The sequence below is a fragment of the Butyrivibrio sp. MB2005 genome (assembly GCF_000424285.1).
Lineage (GTDB): Bacteria > Bacillota > Clostridia > Lachnospirales > Lachnospiraceae > Butyrivibrio.
Genome location: NZ_KE384157.1, coordinates 38,620 through 61,951, shown reverse-complemented (window position 1 = coordinate 61,951; position 23,332 = coordinate 38,620). Strand labels below are relative to the sequence as shown.

Here is a 23,332-nt window from a genome sequence, read left to right as displayed (position 1 = left end):
TTTTGCTTTCTATTATATATTATTCCGCGCTCCATAGTAAGGAGCAAAAGTGAGTGGACAATTCTAATGTGTACTAGACAGTTGTGGGATATATGGTTGATGGAGCTTGCTCTATCCCTGATTTGTACGGGTGTTTTCTGCGATAGTGTTTTATGGAAAACGTTTTTTGCTATGTATTGAGGTTAATGTGTGATAATATTTTTAAATGGAAAGTTCGAAATAATTAGAATAATCACCAAGGAAAGAATATGCGAACTGACCAGCGCATCGGGTATGACGAATTCGGTACGTTTGGTACCAGAGAGGGCAAGAGGTGGCTGCGCCACTATTTTGAGAAAAATAGTAGATTTCTCTGCGCAGACACAGGTAATGAGATTGCTCAAAAGGGTTTTCACGCCACTATTTTGGGAAAAACAAGCAATTTCTCTGCTTGAAAACGGTTCAGGAGAGTATTAAAGGGAATTCCGCGCCTCTATTTTGAGGAAAATAGGAAATTTCTCTGCGCGAGAACTGTTCAGTTTTATTACAATTGGATAATTGTCAACTGCATTTAGGATGTATTACGTGGATGAAGTGGTAAATGCTATTTGTCCCCGTAAGAGAAGCAGAAAATGTGGACCAGATTACGTGGATGAAATATGGAAACACTATTTATCCCCGTAGGAAAGAGCGGAAAAATGGCTTAGATAACGTGGATGGAACAGAAAAACGCTATTCATCCCCGTAGGAAAGAGCGGAAAAATGGTTTAGATAACGTGGATGAAATAGGGAAACACTATTCATCCCCGTAGGAAAGAGCGAAAAAATGGCTTAGATAACGGGGATGGAACAGAAAAACGCTATTCATCCCCGTAGGAAAGAGCGGAAAAATGGCTTAGATAACGTGGATGGAGCAGAGAAACACTATCTATCCCCGTAAGTAAGGCAGGGAACAAAAGGAGGATATGGAAATGTTCAGGAAAAATCAATTTGCGGCAGGGGCAGCCGCAATGGCTTTAATAATAGCAACAGCTACAGGTTGCGCAGGGAAAAGTGGACCTGATAATACAGATAAGTCAGTAGCAACAGAAGCAGACCAGGCAGCACCGGAAAATCAGGAGACAACTGAAGCTGACAATCAGGAGACAACCGAAGCTGACAGTCAGGAAATAGCCGAAGCTGACAATCAGGAGGCAACCAAAGCTGACAGTCAGGAAACAACCGAAGCTGATAGTCAGGAGACAACTGAGACGTCAGAACAGGCAATAGATAGCCGGAAGGCATCAGAACCGGACCGGGCAGCAGCCATTTCCCAAATGGATGAGATAAACTCCCAGCACCCCCTCAACGTAATAGATGACAAATACCGTACCACCTATGAGATCTTCGTATACTCTTTCTATGACAGCGATGGTGATGGTATTGGGGATATTCAGGGGGTAATAGACAAGCTGGACTATGTGAATGACGGAGATGATGCAACAGATACAGACCTTGGATGCAACATGATCTGGCTGATGCCGGTTTGTCCATCACCTACTTATCATAAATATGACGTGACAGATTACTGTGATATCGACCCACAGTATGGCACGATCGACGACTACAAAAAACTCCTCGAGGAAGCCCACAGCCGCGGAATAAAAGTCATCAACGACATGGTTATGAATCACACTTCATCCCAGCATCCCTGGTTTAAAGAGGCAGTAGCTTATCTGAAGGACCTGCCGGAGGGAGCTGAGCCTGATTCTGCACAGTGTCCTTACTATGACTACTACAATTTCTCCAAAGAAGAGCAGACCGGTTATACAAGGGTAAGCGGAACAGAATGGTTCTATGAATCCAGGTTCTGGTCAGAAATGCCTGATCTTAATCTTGATAACGAAGCTGTTCAGAAGGAATTTGCTGATATCGCTAAGTTCTGGCTTGACCTTGGCTGCGATGGCTTCAGAATGGATGCGGTTACTTCTTATACCACAGATAACACAGGTAAAAGCACAGACGAGCTCAAAGTATTCTGTGACGCTGTTTATGCTGAGAATCCTGATGCTTACATAGTAGGCGAAGCCTGGGCCAACTCCTCTGAGTATTCCCAGTATTATGGAAGCGGAATTGATTCACTCTTTGACTTTGATTTCTCAGGAAGCGAAGGCAAGATTGTGAAATGCGCCAAGGGCAAGATGGCTCCCGCCAAATTCTTTGAAGAGCTTGTAAAAGAAGATGAGCTCTATTCAGGAATAAGTGAGACCTACGTCAACGCACCTTTCTATACAAATCACGATATGGCCAGAAGTGCAGGCTACTATGTGGGAAAAGGCGCATCGGATTCGATTAAGCTTGCCGGTGCTCTGAACCTCATGATGAATGGTAATGCCTTTATCTACTACGGCGAAGAGATTGGTATGAAGGGCTCAGGAAAAGATGAGAATAAGCGAGCTCCTATGCAGTGGACTATGGACCAGACAGCAGATGGAATGTGCAAGGGACCTTCTGATATGGAAAAAATCGAGATGACTAACGGCAGTTTAGAAGATCAGGAAAAAGATCCCTATTCTATCTATAACTACTATAGAAATGCAGTCAGACTAAGGAATATGTTCCCTGAAATCGCCCGCGGTCAAATAACAATACTCGATAAGCTTTCCACTGATGATTTTGGTGTATGCATGAAGGAAGCTGATGATAAAATACTAATCGCATTGAATAATTCAAATGAGACGGTGACAGAAGACCTCTCTTTAGATGAGAGAACAGACGGGTTCAGGACTCTTTCAGGCCTCTTACTTACAGGAGAGGAAACAGCCGCTTTAGAAGGAGATAACTTAACACTTCCGGCTCACGGGATTGCAATTATAACGGTCAGGTAATTTCACATGTCGTTATCTATATACCGATATGTATTTGGCACACCAAACATGTAAATAAGAATACAACCAAAAGGGGAAAGACAGATCTCAATGTCTTTCCCTTTCTTTATACATCAGAGGATGGAAGATGGTCATCATTCCGGTCCAGCTGACTATTCTTGTTATTATTATTCCGACAAGCGCCCCGCAGCTGTCGATCACGACGTCCTTTTTGGATGGTGATCTGCCATCAATGAAGCTCTGGTGATATTCATCAAGACAGGCATAACCAGCGCATATCATCCCTGCCACAATTACAAGAGGAATGCCGCGTAGTCCGTACACATAAAGCGGAAAAGCTACCGTTATTGCCAATATCAGGTACTCCGTAAAGTGAGCGGCTTTCCTTATATAATGCTGATATTCTTCACTCATCTGTCTGATCCTTGTGAGGGACCAGCCCTTATCCAGCACATCATTTGTAACTGTCAGCACCTCAACGCCCACTTTATAGCTAAGAGCCGAGCTGTTATCTGCAGTCTGATCTGAAAAGTTGAAAATCACTATCATCATTACGACTGCCGGTACAAATGACAGCGGCTTTAATACAAATCTAAGCGTTTGTTTTATATATAAAAGAAAATACTTCATTATTAAATCCCCAAATCAAAACTCTTATTTCATACATACAGTGCAATCAAAAATCTTATTCACAAATATGTTAGCAACAAGTATAGCGCAAAAACACTATGTCTAGCAAATTTTTCAAGGAATGTTAAATAAGACTTGTATAAAATCATATAAAGTGATACTGTTGAAAATGGTGTTTAGATTATGATTTATTTATGAGAGGTAGTTATTTAAAATGAAAACCGGTCTTTGTCGTGCATTTTTAGTGGCTGCATGCTGTGCTTTGTTTATGCCTGCGTCTTACAGCGTAAGCGCATCTTCTTATGAAAATGCTTTTGATACAGCTTCTATAGATGATTCTATCGATGAGATTTCACTGGAAAATTATATCGAGTCTCTGCCTGCAGGGGATATGCCTGTTGTTAAAGAGCCTCAGGTGGATGAGATAGAGATTTCTGAAGAAGAATTTGATGAATTGATGAATGCCGGTTTCGAATTGAAACCAGTATATTCAGGAAGCTCAGATAATAACAGCTTTTATTATAAACAGCTTACTGAAATTGATAAGATTTATTACGATGGAATACTCGAACTTTGCAGACAAAACAAAAGTCCTATCACTGGCGAATTTAGCACTGATAAAGCAGGCGATGCAGTACTTTTTTATTCGGGGATAAAAAGCCTTGAAAGACCAGACTGGTCAACAATTATTCACGCTTTATGGTATGATCATCCGGAAGAACTGGAGACCATACTTTTTTCGCAAAAATACAGCACTGTTACAGCCTACTCCGGAGGGGTGTCGCATTATAGTTTTTATATGTACAATACACCTGGTTCAAATTATACAGGTAATCAGGTTGCTCAGATGGAGTCTGACCTCAAGCGTGCATGTAACTCCTTATACAACAGTTTAAGTCTTTCCGGCGAGGATGCTTCTAAGGAACTTGCAATTCATGATGCCCTTATTGATGCTGTTGAATATAACTATGATGAAACAAATAAATATCTAAAATATACCGCGTATGGTGCACTTGTTGAAAAACTGCCTGTGTGCCAGGGATACGCCACAGCATTTAAAATGCTTATGGACAAAGCCGGAATAGAGACTCACGTTGTTTCTGGAGTTACTGGTTCCGGTGAAGGACATGCCTGGAATGTTGTTAAACTTGGCAGCGATTATTATGAAGTTGATACAACATGGGATGATGGTAATTATAATAATAGTTACCCATATAATTACCTGCTGACGCACCAGTACTTTAATTGTACTACAGATACTTTTGCACACTATAACTATTCCATTCCGGGATTTAATAATGCTCTTTCCAAACATCTGAGGAATAGTAAACATATGGGATATCTTAATCCTCCTTTGGCTAATGGAACCAGGTATTCATACAATAATATTAAAAAGGCCTACAGAGTAGATTTTGATGGGGTTAAGAAAGGTGCATATTATTATCTTCCTTACAGATACACTTATACTTACGAGGGCAAAATTGTCGAAATGCCTAAGAATATGTCATTAAGTAGATGTTCCTTTAATAACTGGTATACGGAAAAGGACGGAGGAACAGTTGTAACAGCTAATACAATTATTAATTCTGATATAACTGTTTATGCTCACTGGAATGGTGGAGATAATGTAGAGGATGCTGTAACGGATCAGTCAGATTTACGTACAGTTACCCTACATTATAATTATGATAATAAGACAGAGATAAAGAAGATTGCTAAAGGAAGTACAATCGGGGAGCTTCCGACTCTTTACAGATATGGCTACGACTTAAGCGGTTGGACAAATTCAATAAGTGGAGGAAGTGTAGTTGATAAAAATACAGTTGTAAGTGCGAATCTGGATATTTATGCCCAGTGGAAGCCTGTTGAGGTAAGTGCATATTTTTATAAAGATGATGGAAGCAAAACTGTTAGAAGTACAAATTTTGGAAAAACCTATGGCGATGCTATGAGGCTGGCTTCCGATTATACTAAAGCGGGGCATACGTTAGTCGGATGGTATAAAAGCTTTGATTCTGATGAAGCTATTTCTCCTGATACAGTCATAGATTCAACAAAACCTTTGTATTTTTATGCACATTGGAAAAAGAATACATATACCGTAACCTATGACGCCAATGGAGGAGCCTATAAAAATGGTCAAACCTCCGATAAGCAGAATTCAGAGTATGATACCTACATTACCTTGGGAACCCATGAAAAGCCTTCAAAAAGTGGATATAGCTTTACCGGTTGGAATACTTCAAAAGATGCAACAAGTGGTCTCACAAGTTATAAAGTAACCGGTGATACGACTTTGTATGCAATCTGGAAAAAAACATGTGTAGTGACCCTGCGCTACAATTATGATGATAAGACTGAAAATATTGCGTTTGGTGAAGGCACATATTACACATTGCCCAAGCCTGAAAGATATGGATACAGTTTCGTTGGTTGGAGAAGAGATGGGGATACCGGATCTTCTTATACATCAGGTATAAGGATTTATAAGGATACAGATTTTTATGCAGTATGGAGTCCTAAAAAGGTTTACCTCCATTTTAATTCTACAATAGGAACGCCATCATATCAGTCAATTAGCGTGAATTTTGGAAGTACCTTTGGAGAAGCTTTTGACAGGGTCACAAAACCTTCCAAGGCAGGCTATAAGTTTGAAGGATGGACTGACACAGCAATTAATGATAATGAAAATGTGCTGTCCCGCAATACAGTCATTGATAGTATAGATTCATACAATTTCTATGCTAAATTCACTCAGAGTAATTGTACGATCACCTTGCACTATGATTACGATGAAAAGACTGAGGAAATCAAGGTTGTTGAAGGCACATATTACGAATTACCAAAGCCTGAAAGATATGGATTTACTTTCGTTGGCTGGAGAGAAGGAGAGAGCGAATCTTATATACTTGGTACAACAATTAGAAAAGATACGGATTTTTATGCTAAGTGGAGTCAAAAGCAGGTAAATCTCTATTTCTTTTCTTCAACAGGCACACCGTCATTACAGACCTTGACGGTAGCATTGGGAAGTACTTTTGGAGAAGCCTTTGACAAAGTAACTGAGCCTGCTTTGACCGGTTATAAATTTGAAGGCTGGACAGCAAGCTACAATTCAGATGAGACCTTTAGCCGTGATAGTGTTTTCGATAAAGAGGAAAGATACTATTTCTACTCAAAATTAACGCAAACACCTAAAGAGTCAGAAGAGACAGAAGAATCCAAAGAGATAGGAGAATCCAAAGAAACAGAAGGGTCTAAAGAGACAGAAGGCTCTAAAGGAACAGAGGAATCTAAGGAGAAGGAGGATAAAGGTCACGAAGGCCATGAAGAAAGCAGAAGGACATATACTGTTTCATATGATGCACTGGGAGGACACTTTAGTGATGGAAGAGAAACAAGGTATACACAGGTAGAAGATGGTACAATTATAGACTTGGCCTCACAGGAGGTTCCTGTAAGGGATGGTTCTGAGTTCATCGGATGGACCAGGGATTTGAGTACAAATGGATTGTCCACACACGTATATACAAATAATTACATACATCTTTATGCTGTCTGGAAGGTAATAGAGGAAGATCCTGAGCAGGAGACCGGTAAGTCCGGTGGCAATGGAACCGGAGAAAATCCTGCCGCAGCTGAGCCTGATAATCTGAAATATTATGACATTGTAGATGATTACAGTGAAGCTGATAACCTTCCTGAGGATGGCATAGTAGTGCAGGGCGGCAATGAATATGAGCTTTCAGAGTCAGGTACCGCGACCATAACGGCAGCTACAAATAAGAATTCTGCTTCTGTTAATACAGGAGAATATGTTTCTTATGGTAACAACAGCTTTAGAATCACAAGGATCAACAAAAACGCCTATAAGAACAATAAGAAGCTTAAGAAAGCAACAATAGGATCAAACATCGAGAGCATAGGCGAAAAAGCTTTTAATGGATGCAAAAAACTTTCCAATATTACTGTATATGGTAATAACCTTAAGAGCATCGGTAAGGGTAGCTTTAAGGGGATAAAAAACGGAGCCAAGATCACTATCGTATGTAAAGATAAGAAGGCTTACAATAAGCTTGTGAGGTTGTTCAAAAAGGCAGGCGCAAAGAAGGCGAAGTTTAAATTTAAGAAGGGCTGAGATGCCCTTCTTATTCTTTATTTCTATTATAAAAAGGACATTTTTGTTCTGGAAACCCATGTGCACAAATATGTCAGCAACCTGCATTTCATAAAACTATTAATTGAACAATTTGCCATCTTCACATTTTTATCTCTTATGTTATAATTCTTTGAGATAAAAGAGTTCCGGGGGATTTTTCTTTGAATTTAGGAAACATTTTCGACTAAATGTGAGGGGGCGGTTACATGTTTGAAGGAAAAGACGGCGAAAACAGTGTAGAGGATATTTTAGCCAGATACAAGGACGATGTGGCGACACTTGCACCTTACATCGACTGGCTTAAGGAACACACCAAGCAGCAGGTGGCAGAGAGCTATTCCAACAGCGAATTATCCAATTCAATGCCATTTCCTGTTTATGATTCGACGCTTCTTAGTTTCGTCAAGCAGGCTCAGCAGACAGGTATGATAAATCGCAATTATCACTATGTGTATTCAAGAAATCATATCACCAATTATAAGGATGAGCTTAAGTTCATTGAGAATGCTGAGATAACCGATATGGACGATCTTGCGGGACTGCTTTCCAGATACATTCTGGAGGGAATGACCAAGGGTACTGTTTGGGCAGAGGGTGTTTACACCGGAGTCCTGTACGCACTGGTTTTTAAAATGGATGATCTGATTCATTTTTGGGGAACGATGTCTTACTAATTAACGGGAGCTTTTGAATGAGTGAGAAGTCTGCTCAGAAAAGAAAATACATTCTGAAAAAAGCCCGTGAGGTATTTTCAGAAAAGGGATTTAAGAACGTCACCATGAAGGATGTCGTGGAAGCTTGTGACATCAGCCGTGGAGGCCTTTATCTCTATTTCTCATCCACTGAGGAGATTTTCCTTGCCGTACTGTCTGATGAACCCGATGATGACGATGATGAAGCTATCTCAAAAGCGCTCACAGGAGACGCTACTGCCGGCGATATGCTGGCTCTTTTCTTGAAAGAGCAGAAAAAGGAGATTCTTCGCAAGAAGAGTCTTGTTCTTGCTTCTTATGAATATTTCGCAGAAAAAGATATAGCAGCTGGAGACAATCCGCTTCGCAAACAGTTCGAAGCCGGTATCCAGATTGTTCAGACATTAATTGAAAATGGTGTTCGTGCAGGTGAATTCATCTGTGCTGATCCCTATGGATGTGCCCGCAATCTCATGTATGTGGTTGAGGGTCTTAAAGTTTCCGCTAAAACTATCGGTGTTAGCGAGGCCGCGGTTGACCGTGAGCTTTTGTATATATTGGAGGGCTTAATGCCCGGTGGTAATTGATGCTTCGAGAATTATATTTTTCTTGGAGCATTTATTTTATACATTTATTTAACCTGGAGCTGGTTACAGTTAGCGACCGTATTTTGGTCGGTTACTGTATCCGTATCCGAACGGACTAAGTTAATTATAGACTGGCGTTAATATAGGAGGAGATTTATGAGCAAAGTCAGACGAATCTATGTTGAAAAAAAGGCACCCTATGCCGGAAAGGCAAAGGAACTTAAGAGCGAGATCAAAAGCTATCTCGGTATTAAGAGTGTGTCCAAGGTAAGGGAATTCATCCGCTATGATGTGGAGAATGTTTCCGATGAGGTCTTTGAAAAGGCATGCACCACAGTTTTTTCTGAGCCCCCTGTTGATATCCTTTATCGTGAGGAGATCGAGATTCCGGAAGGAGCAAAAGTATTCAGCGTTGAGGCACTTCCCGGACAGTTCGACCAGAGAGCTGACTCTGCTGTTCAGTGCGTTCGCTTTATAAAGGGTGACGAGGAGCCTGTTATCCGCACTGCAGTTACATATATGCTTATCGGCGATATCACAGATGCTGAGCTTAAGCAGATTCAGGATTACACCATGAACCCTGTTGATTCCAGAATCGCAGATGAAGCAAAGCCCGAGACACTTGTGGATGTATTTGATGAGCCTGAGGATGTAAAGATTCTTGATGGCTTTAAGGATATGGCTGAGAATGAGCTTAAAAAGCTCTACGAGTCATTCGGTCTTGCCATGACCTTCAACGATTTCAAGTGGATTCAGCAGTACTTCCATAATGATGAAAAGCGCGATCCTTCAATGACAGAGATTCGCGTTCTTGATACATACTGGTCTGACCATTGCCGTCATACAACCTTCGGCACAGAGCTTAAGAGTGTAAGCTTCGACGAGGGCTTTTATCAGGCGCCTATCAAGGCTTCCTATGATAAGTATCTTAGCGCAAGAGAGGATGTTTACGCAGATCCCGCAAAGCGCAGCGAGAAGTTCATTTCACTTATGGACATCGCTCTTATGGGTATGAAGAAGCTGAAAAAAGACGGCAAGCTCACAGACATGGAAGAGTCTGAGGAGAACAATGCCTGCACAGTAGTTGTTCCTGTGGATGTTGACTACGGCAACGGCCCTGTAACAGAGAACTGGCTTGTATTTTTCAAAAACGAAACTCACAACCATCCTACTGAGATCGAGCCCTTCGGTGGCGCTGCTACATGTCTTGGCGGTGCTATCAGAGATCCCCTTTCAGGAAGAGGTTATGTATATCAGGCAATGCGTGTAACAGGTGCGGCTGATCCCACAGTTCCAGTTGCTGATACTCTTAACGGTAAGCTTTCACAGAAAAAGCTTGTTCGCGGCGCAGCAGCAGGTTATTCAAGCTATGGTAACCAGATTGGTCTTGCAACAGGCTATGTAAAAGAAGTTTATCATCCCGACTACGCTGCAAAGCGTATGGAGATCGGTGCGGTTATGGGTGCTGCTCCTCAGGAGCATGTAATCCGTGAGAGCTCAGATCCCGGAGATATCATCGTTCTTCTTGGCGGACGTACAGGACGTGATGGCTGCGGCGGTGCTACAGGTTCGTCCAAGGCACACACAGCAGATTCAATCCTTACCTGCGGTGCTGAGGTTCAGAAGGGTAACGCACCTACAGAGCGCAAATTGCAGAGACTTTTCAGAAGACCTGAGGTTTCTGAGCTTATTAAGAAGTGTAACGACTTTGGTGCCGGCGGCGTATCCGTTGCTATCGGTGAGCTGGCAGACGGTCTCGATGTTGATCTTGATAAGGTTCCGAAGAAGTACGCAGGTCTTGATGGAACAGAGCTTGCGATCTCTGAGTCACAGGAGAGAATGGCAGTTGTTGTTGATCCTTCTCAGGTTGATAAGTTCCTTGAATATGCGGCTGAGGAGAACCTTGAAGCAGTTAAGGTTGCAGTTGTTACAGAGGAGCCCAGACTTGTCCTTAAGTGGAGAGGTAAGAAAATCGTAGATATCAAGCGTTCTTTCCTTGATACCAACGGAGCTCACCAGGAGACAGAAGTTGAAGTTCTCATTCCCTCCAAGGAAGATAACTATTTAGATAAAATCGCAAGTGAGGGTGCAGCCAAGGCCCTTGCAGAGAATGATGTTAAAAAGGCATGGCTTGCCGAGATGGAAGATTTGAATGTCTGCTCACAGAAGGGCCTTGTTGAGATGTTCGATTCATCTATCGGTGCAGGCACAGTTACAATGCCATACGGCGGAAAATATCAGCTGACAGAGACACAGGCTATGGTTGCAAAACTTCCTGTTCTTGGCGGCAAGACAGATACAGTTACAATGATGGCTTACGGCTTTGATCCTTATCTTTCAAAGTGGAGCCCTTATCACGGCGCAGCTTACGCAGTAACAGAGTCAGTTGCAAGAATCGTGGCTACTGGTGGTGACTACAAGAACCTCCACCTTACATTCCAGGAGTACTTCCAGAGAATGACAGCTGACAAGACCAGATGGAGTCAGCCTCTCACAGCACTTCTTGGATCCTTTGAAGCTCAGCTGAGATTCGGTATCGCTTCAATCGGCGGTAAGGATTCAATGTCAGGCTCCTTCTTCTACGAAGGTGATGAAAAGAGAGCATCAGGCGAGATCAACGTTCCGCCTACACTTGTTTCCTTCGCAGTAGATGTTGCAAAGGGTAAGGATGTAATCACACCTGAGCTGAAGGCAGCAGGAGATATGCTCATCGAGCTTCCTATCGACAGAGATGAGTTTGACCTTCCTGATTATGAAAAGGTTATGGCTCGCTATGATGAGATCCACGACCTCATGCAGAAGGGCTATGTAAAAGCAGCTTACGCTATCGACTGCTACGGCGTTGCAGCAGCAATCAGCCGCATGGCATTTGGTAACGGCTTTGGTGTAAAAATCGCAGGCTGTGTAAAGAATGAAGACCTCTTCACCAACAGAATCGGTAACATCCTTCTTGAGGTTCCTGCAGATAAGGCAGGCGATGTACTTGCTCTCAGAGAAGCAAGAGAGATCGGTGTTGTAACAGATGATGGCAAGTTCACTGTTGGCGATGTAGTGATCTCTGAAGAGGATGCACTTGCAAACTGGAAGAACAAGCTTGAAAAAGTATTTCCTTCAGTTGCACCTGTTTCCGAGGATGATACAGATAGCGCAGATAAAAAGAGCATCTTTGATGACGGCGCACTTACAAAAGAATACAAGGCTTCCGAGGTTTATGTATGCAAGAACAAGGTTGCAAAGCCTACAGTCTTCATACCTGTATTCCCCGGCAGTAACTGTGAATACGATTCAGCTCAGGCTTTTGAGAGAGCAGGCGCTGATACAATAGTTAAGATTTTCAGAAACAGAAACGCACAGGACATCATAGAGTCTGTTGCTGAGTTCAAGAAGTCAATCGAACAGGCACAGATCATCATGTTCCCCGGCGGCTTCTCTGCAGGTGATGAGCCTGACGGAAGTGCTAAGTTCTTTGCAACAGCCTTCCAGAACGAGAGCATCAAGGAAGCAGTTAACGACCTTCTTCAGAACAGAGACGGTCTTGCACTTGGTATCTGTAACGGATTCCAGGCTATGATCAAGCTTGGCCTTGTACCTAACGGCGAAGTTACCGGTCAGACACCGGATAGTCCTACACTTACCTTCAATACAATCGGACGCCATATCTCAACCATGGCTTACCTCAAGGTTGTAAGTAACAAGTCACCCTGGATGCAGGACGCTGAGCTTGGCGGTGTTTACACCAATCCCGCTTCACACGGTGAGGGACGTTTCGTAGCACCTACAGACGTTCTTAAGAAGCTCTTTGAGAACGGACAGATTGCAACTCAGTACTGCGATCCCGATGGACAGGTACATCTTGATAACCTTTGGAACATCAACGGTTCCTACATGGCTGTTGAAGGTATCACATCACCGGACGGAAGATGTCTTGGTAAGATGTGTCACTCAGAGCGTCGCGGTGACGGCGTAGCAGTAAATATCTTCGGTGAGCAGGATATGAAGATATTTGAGAGTGGTGTGAAGTACTACAAATAAGACCCTCATCCGTCAGACTTCGTCTGACACCTTCCCCCAGAGGGGGGAAGGCAGATGAGAAAAAGCCTTCCCTCAGAGGGGGAAAGCAGATGAGAAAAGCCTTCTCCCAGAGGGGGAAGGCAGATGAGAAAAGCCTTCTCCCTCTGGGAGAAGGTGGCGCGTAGCGCCGGATGAGGGCTAATTATAGGAGGAGCGAATGAAAGCATTTTTGATTTTGGAGGATGGCACTGTTTTTAAGGGGCATGCCATAGGCGCCAAAAAGGAAGTTATAAGCGAGATCGTTTTTAACACTTCCATGGCAGGCTATACTGAAGTATTTACAGATCCATCCTATGCAGGACAGGCTGTCTGCATGACTTATCCGCTTATCGGTAATTACGGCGTGTGTAAAGACGACATGGAGTCAGAGCGAATCTGGCTTGACGGCGTGATAGTAAGAGAACTGTCCGATGTTGCATCTAATTTCAGATGTGATGAGACAATTCAGGAATTCCTTGAAGAATATGACATTCCCGGAATTGAGAGAATAGACACCAGGAAACTTGTTCGCATCCTTCGTGAAAAAGGAACAATGAACGGCATGATCACCACTAATGAGAACTACAACGTGGATGAGATCATCCCGAAGCTCAAGGCATATAACACAGGTAAGGTTGTTGAGAAGGTATCCTGCAAAGAGAAAAAGTTCATCGCAGGAAGCAAAGACCTCAGTGATAACGGACCTCTTTCAGGAAGCGCTGTTTTCAAAAAAGAAGACTTTGAGGCATCACTTAAGGGTGACCTTTCCAAGAGAGAAAAGCGTCCCAGCCTTGTAAGAGAGCTTAACGGAAAAGGACTAAAGGTTGCACTTCTTGATGTGGGTGCAAAGGACAATATCGCAGCATCCCTTGCAGCAAGAGGATGTGACGTTACAGTTTATCCTCAGGATACGACCGCTGAGGAGATTCTTAAGGATAAGCCCGACGGAATCATGCTTAGTAACGGCCCCGGTGATCCCAAGGAGTGCACGGGAGTCATTGAGCAGATCAAGAAACTTTACGCATCAGATGTGCCGATTTTTGCAATCTGCCTTGGACATCAGCTTATGGCCCTTGCTACAGGTGCTGATACCTACAAGATGAAATACGGACACCGCGGCGGTAATCATCCCGTTAAGGATCTTGAAACCGGAAGAGTTTACATATCATCACAGAACCACGGTTATGTTGTGAATACAGATACGCTTGATAAGAGCATCGCTGTACCGGCCTTCGTCAATGTAAATGACGGAACTAACGAAGGTCTTAAATATGTGGGCAAAAATATTTTCACAGTTCAGTTCCATCCGGAAGCCTGCTGCGGCCCCCAGGACAGCGGATATCTGTTTGATAGGTTTATTGATATGATGCGCAAATAAAAGCCTTCTCCCTTAGAGGGAGAAGGTGGCGCGTAGCGCCAGATGAGGGTAAATATTTTTGGAAAGGATATAACATGCCAAAGAATAAAGATGTGAAAAAAGTTTTGGTTATAGGTTCGGGACCGATTGTAATCGGCCAGGCAGCGGAGTTCGACTATGCAGGAACTCAGGCCTGCCGTTCCCTTAAGGAGGAGGGCATTGAGGTTGTCCTTGTTAACTCCAACCCTGCAACCATTATGACAGATAAAGATATCGCTGATGAGGTTTATATCGAGCCCCTCACAGTGAAAGTACTTGAGCAGATCATTGAAAAGGAAAAGCCCGACAGCGTGCTTCCTACCCTTGGTGGACAGGCAGGACTTAACCTTGGTATGGAGCTTGCGGAATCAGGATTCCTTGCATCACACGGAGTAAAGCTTCTTGGTACAACAGCAGAGACCATCAAGAAAGCTGAGGACCGCCAGGAATTCAAGGATACCATGGAGAAGATCGGCGAGCCCTGTGCAGCATCACTTGTAGTACATAACGTGGATGACGGTGTAGCATTTGCAGAGAAAATCGGATACCCTGTAGTTCTTCGTCCTGCATTTACTCTTGGCGGATCAGGCGGCGGTATCGCTCACAACAGATTAGAGTGTGAGGAAATCCTTGAAAACGGACTCAGACTTTCAAGAGCAAACGAGGTTCTTGTTGAGCGCTGCATCGCAGGCTGGAAGGAAATAGAGTACGAGGTAATGCGAGACAGTGCAGGTAACTGCATCACAGTCTGCAACATGGAGAACATCGACCCTGTCGGAGTTCACACAGGTGACAGTATCGTAGTTGCACCTTCTCAGACACTTACCGATAAAGAGTATCAGATGCTCAGAAGCGCAGCTCTTAACATCATCGACGAGCTGCAGATCACAGGTGGATGTAACGTACAGTTTGCGCTTCATCCCACAAGCTTTGAGTACTGTGTAATCGAGGTTAACCCCAGAGTTAGCCGTTCATCAGCTCTTGCATCTAAGGCAACAGGTTATCCCATTGCCAAGGTTGCAGCAAAGATAGCCCTGGGCTATACCCTTGATGAGATCAAGAATGCCATCACAGGAAAAACCTACGCAAGCTTTGAGCCCACACTGGATTACTGTGTAGTGAAGTTCCCGAGACTTCCTTTTGATAAATTCATTACAGCTAAGCGTACCCTTACAACTCAGATGAAGGCTACCGGTGAGGTAATGAGTATCTGCACCAATTTTGAAGGTGCAATGATGAAGGCAATCCGTTCACTGGAGCAGCATGTGGACTGCCTTACAAGCTACGATTTTTCAGATCTTGATGATGATGAATTAAAAGATCGACTTACAGTTGTGGATGACCAGAGAATATGGGTTATCGCTGAGGCACTTCGCCGCGGCATGAGCCATGATGAGATCCACGAGATCACAATGATCGACCACTGGTTCATCGACAAGATCCACACACTGGTAAAGATGGAGCTTAAGCTTTTAAGACTCGGTGAAAAGAGCACCATAGCAAGACATAAGGTCTCTGAAGAAAACGTACCTGAATTCGAAGAAGCTAAGAAGATCATAAGCTATGACACTCTTCTTAAGGCTAAGAGACTTGAGTATCCGGATAAAGTAATAAGCAGACTTACAAGATTCTCAGTAGAGACCATCAAAGGTCTTAGAGATTTCTATGGAATTAAGGCTGCCTACAAGCTGGTTGATACCTGCGCTGCAGAGTTCGCGGCTGAGACTCCTTACTACTACTCAGTTTACGGAGACAGCGATGAGGAGAATGAAGCAGCAGGAGAGGGATCAGGCAAAAAGAAGATACTGGTTCTCGGTTCAGGTCCCATCAGAATCGGTCAGGGTATCGAGTTCGACTATTGCTCAGTTCACGCTACATGGGCTTTTGAAAAAGAAGGCTATGAGACCATCATCATCAACAACAACCCTGAGACGGTTTCAACTGACTTTGATATAGCAGATAAGCTTTATTTTGAGCCTCTTACACCTGAGGATGTGGAGAATATAGTAAGACTTGAAAAGCCCGACGGAGCTGTGGTTCAGTTCGGCGGACAGACAGCCATCAAGCTCACTCAGGACCTTATGAAAATGGGTGTTAAGATCTACGGAACCAAAGCAGAGGATGTTGATGCTGCTGAGGATAGAGAGATCTTTGACAGAATCCTTGAAGAGACAGGAATTAAGCGCGCTGAGGGTGCTACAGTTTATACCGCAGAGGAAGCAAAGGAAGTTGCAAACAGACTTGGCTATCCCGTACTTGTAAGACCTTCATACGTACTTGGCGGACAGGGCATGCAGATAGCACTTTCCGATCAGGAGATTGAAGAGTTCATTAACATCATCAACAGAATTGCTCAGGATCACCCCATCCTGGTAGATAAATATCTTCAGGGTGTTGAGACTGAAGTTGATGCGGTTTGCGACGGAGAGAACATCGTTATCCCAGGTATCATGGAGCATATCGAGAGATCAGGTATTCACTCCGGTGACTCAATTTCAGTTTATCCTGCACAGTCACTTTCAGATAAGGTCAAGCAGACTATCGCTGATTATACAGAGAGACTTGCAAAGGCTCTTCATGTAATCGGACTTATAAATGTACAGTTTATCGCGGTGGGAGATGAGGTTTACATCATCGAGGCTAACCCCAGATCATCAAGAACTGTTCCTTACATCAGTAAGGTTACAGGCATTCCAATCGTAGATCTGGCAGCACAGGTAATGATGGGCAAAAAACTCACAGACCTTGGCTACACACCGGGACTTCAGCCTGAAGCTGAGCACATCGCCATCAAGATGCCGGTATTCTCCTTTGAAAAGATCAGAGGAGCTGAGATAAGCCTTGGACCTGAGATGAAGAGTACAGGTGAGTGTCTTGGTATCAGCAAATCCTACAGTGAAGCTCTTTATAAGGCTTTCCTTGGAGCAGGCATAAAGCTTCCCAAGCATAAGCAGATGATCATCACCGTTAAGGATTCTGATAAGGGTGAAGTAATTGATATAGCAAGACGCTTTGAAAAGCTTGGCTATATAATTTACGCTACACGTTCCACAGCAGATACCCTTAATGAGAACGGAGTAAAAGCCCGTAAGGTCAACCGTATCAGTCAGGAATCACCTACAGTCATCGACCTTATCCTTGGACACAGAATAGACCTTGTAATCGACACACCTACTCAGGGACGAGACAAGACCCGTGACGGATTCCTGATCCGCCGCACAGCAATCGAGACAGGCGTTAATGTAATTACAGCCCTTGATACAGCAAGAGCGCTGGTAACAAGCTTGGAGGATGCATATAAAGAAGATACTTTAGAGCTTGTAGATATTGCAAAGATATAGTGAAATAAGAAGCAGCAGCGATGAACTTCGCTGCTGCTTTTTCAGATTTATTCTCATTCACCAAATTCTTCGATGGAAGCTGCTATTTCATCCAAACTAATTTTAAGCTTACCATCATAGATAGCAACAGGCGCTTCCCCTTTAAGCGGCATTATTTCAGGAATAAAATCCTCATCCATAAAGTTATATTTTATCAGGCACTTTTTATGCGGATCAATTATCCAATATTCCCGCACACCTGCTTCAAGATATTTAGCAAGCTTGACGGTCAAATCCTTTATTCTTGTGGTTTTAGAAAGAATCTCCACAAGAAAGTCCGGGGCACCATATACGCCAAAACCCTTTATTTTACTTCTGTCACAGATAACCAGAACATCGGGCTGAACCATAGTCTTATCGTCGCAGTCTATCTGTACATCAACTGGAGCAAAAAATGCCTTACACTTTCCTTTGTTTTTCTTAATGAAATCAGCTATGGCGGAATGAATTACATAGGAGATATCCTGGTGAACAATTCTAGGTGCTGGCATGTCATAGAACACGCCATCAATAAGCTCAACTCTCTGCTCATCAGGAAGAGCAGAGTAGTCTTCAAGAGTAAATTCTCCCTGTTTCTTATAGGGACTTCCATATTTTATACCTTCGGGTGTGGGCTGCCTTAAAGTATTGTCGCCATTTGTTGTTTCATCAGAGCTAAAAGCAGGAGCTCCCTCCATCAGCATGGAGCTATTAGTATTTTGTAGATCAAATAAAGTATCGCCGGTATTCCCGCTAAATCCTGACGAACCATACTCATAAGCTTTGCCCTGATAAGTAGCTTCATTGCCTGAAAGAACCCGTTCTATAGCATCCAAAGTAGCCTTACGAGGATTCTTGGTTTTGCCTGTAAAAATCTTCTGGAGTGTGATAGATGGCACTCCTGTATATTCTGAGAGTTGGCTATAGCTGTATCCCCTGGTTTCCTTAATCTCACGCATCTGTTTTATGGTCATTTGGTTCCTCCTGGAAATGTTGCGATATAAATATCAATAGTATACAATAGTTTTATATATTATAGCATCCTATTATATACAAAGCAAATGGAGACTGCAAATTGCAGTCTCCATTTTTAAATGACCCTTTCGGCACATGTTTTAAAGTATTACTTAGTAACCTTCGATCCGTTGTCTCTCTTACCTTTAAGAAGTTTGGTGTAAGAGGAGAGCACTTTCTTAGGTACCTTGAAGGTTGCACCCTTCTTTAATTTTCACATGAGATTTTCATCATAGATGGCTCTCTGACCACCTACATATTTGGGCCTGTGACGGGCACAGATTATGGGCGCTGCGCCAATCTTACGAAGAGAGATGCGCATGGGAACTACGACGCTGTGCATGTGCATTCCTATCATGGTGCCGCCAATATCAATTCCTGCATCTGCCTTGTAGTTAAGGCTTTCAACAAGAACCGGATCATCGAATCTCTGATAGCATACTGTTCCCAGGGCGCCACCAGCATGATTGGGCTGAGGGATGGCATTTACCTGCTCAAAGTCATATTTTTCCATAGTCTTTCGCTCAACTACAAGAGCTCTGTTTAGATGCTCGCAGCACTGCGCAGCTGCATAGATACCATGCTCTTTAAGTACGGGAATTATTCCGTCATATACGGCATTTGCCACATCCACGTTTGTGGCGGTACCGATCTGATCGCCAAGGACTTCACTGGATGAGCAACCGATGACAAAAATGGAACCTTTCTTAAGGTTAGCTGCTTCAAGTATTTCTGTAACTGCCTGTCTGCTCTGGGCTGTAATTTCTTCAAAATTCATGACGTTTTTCCTTTTTTATTGTGATGTTCCTACTGAAGTGATGTAGTATTATAGAAGTTGTGTAGGTTAGGTAATAATATATTCCAAAATTGGTATTATAAACATAACCAAATCAAACTAATTTAATATAACCAGATGGAGGAGAGTATGAGAGCATATGCGGATATGCACTGCGATACTTTGATGAAGGCCTTTTTTGAAGGGGAGGAGAGGCTCTTTGAAGGTCAGGGAATGCAGAGCGTTTCAAATATGATAAAGGCAGGACAGCTGCTGCAGTTTTTTGCGGTGTTTTTTATACCGGAGCTTGATGAGGAGACCAAAAAGCAGGCGGGATTTACCAGAGAGATTCCCTCTGATGATGAGTATTACAGCGAGCTTAAAAGCATTCTCTATTCACAGGTAGAGAAGCATTCAGATTCAATAGCGATTGCATTAAGTGCAGAGGACGTCAGGAAAAACAAGGCAGCAGGCAAAGCATCAGCCATGCTTACCCTGGAGGATGGAAGATTTTTAAACGGAAGTCTTGATAAGCTAAGAAGTGTCTATGACGACGGCGTTCGTGCCATCGGACTTACCTGGAACGGTGAGAACTGTCTTGGATATCCCAACTCGGCCGATAAGAACATCATGGAAAAAGGCCTTAAGCCCTTTGGTTTTGAAGCAGTGGAAGAGATGAACAGACTTGGCATTCTTGTGGACGTATCACATTTATCGGACGGCGGATTCTTTGACGTTGCCAAGACCTGCAAAAAGCCCTTTATAGCATCTCACTCGAGCTGCAGAGTGCTGACAGACCATCAAAGAAATCTGACTGATGAAATGATAAAAATCATAGCCTCAAAGGGAGGCGTAGCAGGAGTTAATTTTGCTCCCGAATTCGTGAATATAGGGGAGGGCGATCCAAAGTCCAGAGCTGAATTTATCGCTTCACATGTACTTCATATGTATAAGGTCGGAGGCGAGGATATCATAGCTCTTGGTACCGATTTTGACGGAATACACGGCGACATCGAGATAAAGCATCCTGAGGAAATGGAGCTTTTATTTGATATTCTTTCAAAGAAGGGGCTGTCTTCCTCAGTTCTTGATAAGTTTGCAAGTGAAAATGTAATGAGAGTATTGGAGAGCATCTGATGGTAAAAATAGATTTGGTAACAGGCTTTCTTGGATCAGGAAAAACTACTTTTATAAGGGAATATGCCAGGTATCTTCTTAATAAGGGGGAGAAAATCTGCATAATAGAAAATGACTACGGCGCAGTGAATGTGGATATGGTGCTGCTTCAGGATCTTTATGGAGATAACTGCAATCTGGAGATGATAGTGGGCGGCGATGGAAAAGAGGCTCACAGAAGGCGCTTTAGAACCAAGCTAATCTCCATGGGTATGAGCGGCTACGACAGAGTGATAATCGAGCCTTCAGGAATCTATGACGTGGATGAATTCTTTGACGTACTCTACGATGAACCCCTTGATAGATGGTATGAGATTGGCAACGTTATCTCTATCGTGGATGCTAAGAGTGTAAGCGAGCTTTCTGGTGTATCAAGATATCTGTTCATGTCTGAGATCGCCTGCGCAGGGAAAATAGTTCTCAGTAAGCTTTCACAGGATACTGATGCCCAAAATGTCATGGGAAAAATAAATGAGATCATGGCTGAGTTTGGACTGGGATGCTCCGGTAAATCCAAAGCTCCTGCTAATGAGCCTATAGGCGATAAGGACGAATTTTGGTTTTCGCCGGAAAAACACTTCATTGCTAAAAGCTTTTCTGACCTGACAGATTCTGATTTTGAAAACATAGAAAAAGCCGGATACAGACACGCCTCCTATGTAAAGCTTCCTTTAGAAGATGAGCAGTATAATCCGCTGTTTTATTTTGATGTGGAGATGCCCGTAGAAAAGCTTAAAGAGATCTCCGAATCTCTGTTTAAGGATGAAAAAGCAGGACACATAATCAGAATAAAGGGCTTTGTAAAAACCGGTGAGAACTCTCAGGCAGAGCTTAATGCCACTGAAAAAGAGCTTAGCATTACACCCATTGTCAGCAGCAAAAATGTTCTTATTATCATAGGAGAAGGACTGAATAAAGCCTACATAAATGATATTTTCAAGGACTATTGTTCTCAGGTGTCACTTTGACTAAAATTATAAATAAATAATGTATTTTATAGGCAAATTTTCAACTCAAAGTACATATTGATAATTGGTTATATAAAAAATCATGAAAAATAGATCTTGTCAAGTACGGATTATGCACGAATCTGTTCATAATTCGTAGTATATACCCCCTCTTTTTTAGCTATAATTCTAGTTGGAAAAGGGGGTATTATAATATGTCTGGTTTGAAAAAGTTTTCACTAATGTTCTTGTTATCGTTCTTTATGTTATTCGCGACAGTTTCTGTTATCACTCACGCCGCAGAAGGAGATAAGCTTAAGGTGGATTTTGTTAATAAGGTTGTAACTTTGCCACTACTTAAGCCTCAGGAAGGTATGCGAATAAACGATCTGATTGCCGGTAATACTGAACTGGGCAGATCTATTGTAGTGAATTATAAGGAAAATGGACTGGAAGGGATGTGTACAGTTTATTTGGATCTTAGCGTGGGAAAAGATACAGAATATTTTTATGGAGAAGATGGAAATAAAATAGATACGCTTCAAGCAGGTCAGACTTATACCGGCAGAATCCAAATTATGGCTCAGACACGTAAATTAGATGAATGGGGCTACCCGGTTGGAGACTCTGAAATATGGGATCATTGTACACTTAAGTTCTGTGATCAGGATAACAGATTCCTTGTTTTTGATGCCAAGGAAATATATGAAAATGAGAATTATCAAATATTCTTCTATTTTACCTTCACTGTTCCTGATAACACAGGATCACCAATGTGTGAAGGGGCTTACACTATGGATCTCAGCGAAGAAAACTATACCTTCATCAGCTCCGATCATTTTGCGCCTATAGAAGGAGAACGTGTTGTTAATACACTTAATAATGTTGATAAGATCCGATTTGATAAAGAAACCACAGATATAAAGAACAGTCTGCCTATAAAGGTTGATTTAAATAATGATGGAAAATATGACGTCGGCATTACCAAAAAGAGTATAGGTCTTGAATTTAAAAAACTTGATACCTGCAGTTGCAAAGGCAGTGTAGAACTTAAGATAAACAGTCATGCAGCAAAAGACTATGACAATAAAGGAATGCAGTATTTTAATCCTTTGACCTTTGTTTTAAGCGTTGAAAAACCTGAAGAAAAACCAGCAGATGAACCCGTTGAAACGCCCAATAAGCAGGAAGAACAGAAGAAGGTTGAAGAGCCTGTAGCTGAAACAGAAGTTACCATAAACAATGCAACCTACAAGATTGATGGTGAAAATGCTACTGTTACAGCAGCAACCACTGCAGCAGGGAATTTCAGTGTTCCTGCAAATGTTACTATCGGTGGTAAGAGCTACGCTGTTACAAAGATAGCAAATAATGCCTTCAAGGGAAGCGCAATCAAGAGTATTACAATAGGCAGCAGAATAACTGAGATTGGCGATAATGCATTTTCGGGCTGCAAGAGTCTTACCAAGGCTACAATAGGTAAGAATGTGACTAAGATTGGCAAAAAAGCATTCTATAACTGCTCTAAGCTTAAGAAGGTTACCTTCAAAGGCAACAAGGTAAAGAAGGTTGGTTCCAAGGCCTTCAAGAAGATAAAGAAAGGGGCATCATTCAAGGTTCCGAAGAAAGTGCTTTCTTCTTACACCAGACTCTTAAAGGGTAAGAGGGATTCAGGTTCCAAAATTAATTAAGTGAATTAGT

The 23,332-nt window shown here is 42.7% G+C and carries 14 protein-coding genes; 11 read left to right on the top strand and 3 right to left on the bottom strand.

The window, feature by feature from the left end; genetic code table 11:
• The first annotated feature begins 189 nt into the window (after positions 1-189).
• Both G610_RS0115405 and G610_RS21250 read left to right on the top strand, forming a co-directional pair.
• Positions 190-456, top strand: a complete 267-nt coding sequence (locus G610_RS0115405; protein ID WP_155831049.1) for a hypothetical protein — start codon at positions 190-192, stop codon at positions 454-456.
• 494 nt (positions 457-950) lie between these two features.
• Positions 951-2,846 (top strand): alpha-amylase family glycosyl hydrolase, encoded by a 1,896-nt coding sequence (locus tag G610_RS21250; protein ID WP_035797761.1) that lies wholly within the window; start codon positions 951-953, stop codon positions 2,844-2,846.
• A gap of 87 nt (positions 2,847-2,933) precedes the next feature.
• Here the strand turns inward: G610_RS21250 and G610_RS0115395 are convergent, their stop codons facing one another.
• Positions 2,934-3,476: a VanZ family protein gene (locus tag G610_RS0115395; RefSeq protein WP_026525477.1), complete on the bottom strand. Its 543-nt coding sequence runs from the start codon at positions 3,474-3,476 to the stop codon at positions 2,934-2,936.
• A 214-nt stretch (positions 3,477-3,690) separates the two neighbouring features.
• Here G610_RS0115395 and G610_RS0115390 point away from each other — a divergent pair, with 214 nt between their 5' ends.
• From G610_RS0115390 to carB, 6 genes are all read left to right on the top strand, one after another.
• Positions 3,691-7,614 (top strand): InlB B-repeat-containing protein, encoded by a 3,924-nt coding sequence (locus tag G610_RS0115390; protein ID WP_026525476.1) that lies wholly within the window; start codon positions 3,691-3,693, stop codon positions 7,612-7,614.
• 227 nt (positions 7,615-7,841) lie between these two features.
• Positions 7,842-8,309 (top strand): hypothetical protein, encoded by a 468-nt coding sequence (locus tag G610_RS0115385; protein WP_026525475.1) that lies wholly within the window; start codon positions 7,842-7,844, stop codon positions 8,307-8,309.
• Between the two features lie 17 nt (positions 8,310-8,326).
• Complete coding sequence (locus tag G610_RS0115380; RefSeq protein ID WP_026525474.1) at positions 8,327-8,914, top strand: TetR/AcrR family transcriptional regulator; 588 nt, start codon at positions 8,327-8,329, stop codon at positions 8,912-8,914.
• 156 nt (positions 8,915-9,070) lie between these two features.
• A complete protein-coding gene (locus G610_RS0115375) occupies positions 9,071-12,946 on the top strand; it encodes a phosphoribosylformylglycinamidine synthase (protein ID WP_026525473.1) in 3,876 nt (1,291 codons plus the stop codon).
• 196 nt (positions 12,947-13,142) lie between these two features.
• Positions 13,143-14,342: a carbamoyl phosphate synthase small subunit gene (locus G610_RS0115370; protein ID WP_026525472.1), complete on the top strand. Its 1,200-nt coding sequence runs from the start codon at positions 13,143-13,145 to the stop codon at positions 14,340-14,342.
• A 74-nt stretch (positions 14,343-14,416) separates the two neighbouring features.
• Positions 14,417-17,701 (top strand): carbamoyl-phosphate synthase large subunit, encoded by a 3,285-nt coding sequence (carB, locus tag G610_RS0115365; protein WP_026525471.1) that lies wholly within the window; start codon positions 14,417-14,419, stop codon positions 17,699-17,701.
• 53 nt (positions 17,702-17,754) lie between these two features.
• Here carB and G610_RS0115360 read toward each other — a convergent pair whose 3' ends face one another.
• The gene (locus G610_RS0115360; RefSeq protein WP_035797759.1) at positions 17,755-18,693 is read right to left on the bottom strand and encodes a Uma2 family endonuclease; all 939 of its coding nucleotides are present in this window, start codon (positions 18,691-18,693) and stop codon (positions 17,755-17,757) included.
• Positions 18,694-18,947: 254 nt separating this feature from the next.
• Positions 18,948-19,511, bottom strand: coding sequence for a TIGR01440 family protein (locus G610_RS0115355; RefSeq protein WP_026525469.1), 564 nt, complete (start codon positions 19,509-19,511; stop codon positions 18,948-18,950).
• 147 nt (positions 19,512-19,658) lie between these two features.
• On the opposite strand from G610_RS0115355, the gene G610_RS0115350 reads away from it, so the two are divergent.
• The 3 genes from G610_RS0115350 (at position 19,659) to G610_RS0115340 (ending at position 23,322) form a co-directional block, all read left to right on the top strand.
• Positions 19,659-20,645: a dipeptidase gene (locus G610_RS0115350; RefSeq protein ID WP_026525468.1), complete on the top strand. Its 987-nt coding sequence runs from the start codon at positions 19,659-19,661 to the stop codon at positions 20,643-20,645.
• A complete protein-coding gene (locus tag G610_RS0115345; protein ID WP_026525467.1) occupies positions 20,645-21,652 on the top strand; it encodes a GTP-binding protein in 1,008 nt (335 codons plus the stop codon). The genes G610_RS0115350 and G610_RS0115345 overlap by 1 nt, the downstream gene beginning before the upstream one ends.
• A 194-nt stretch (positions 21,653-21,846) precedes the next feature.
• Complete coding sequence (locus G610_RS0115340) at positions 21,847-23,322, top strand: leucine-rich repeat domain-containing protein (RefSeq protein WP_026525466.1); 1,476 nt, start codon at positions 21,847-21,849, stop codon at positions 23,320-23,322.
• Positions 23,323-23,332 lie beyond the last annotated feature (10 nt).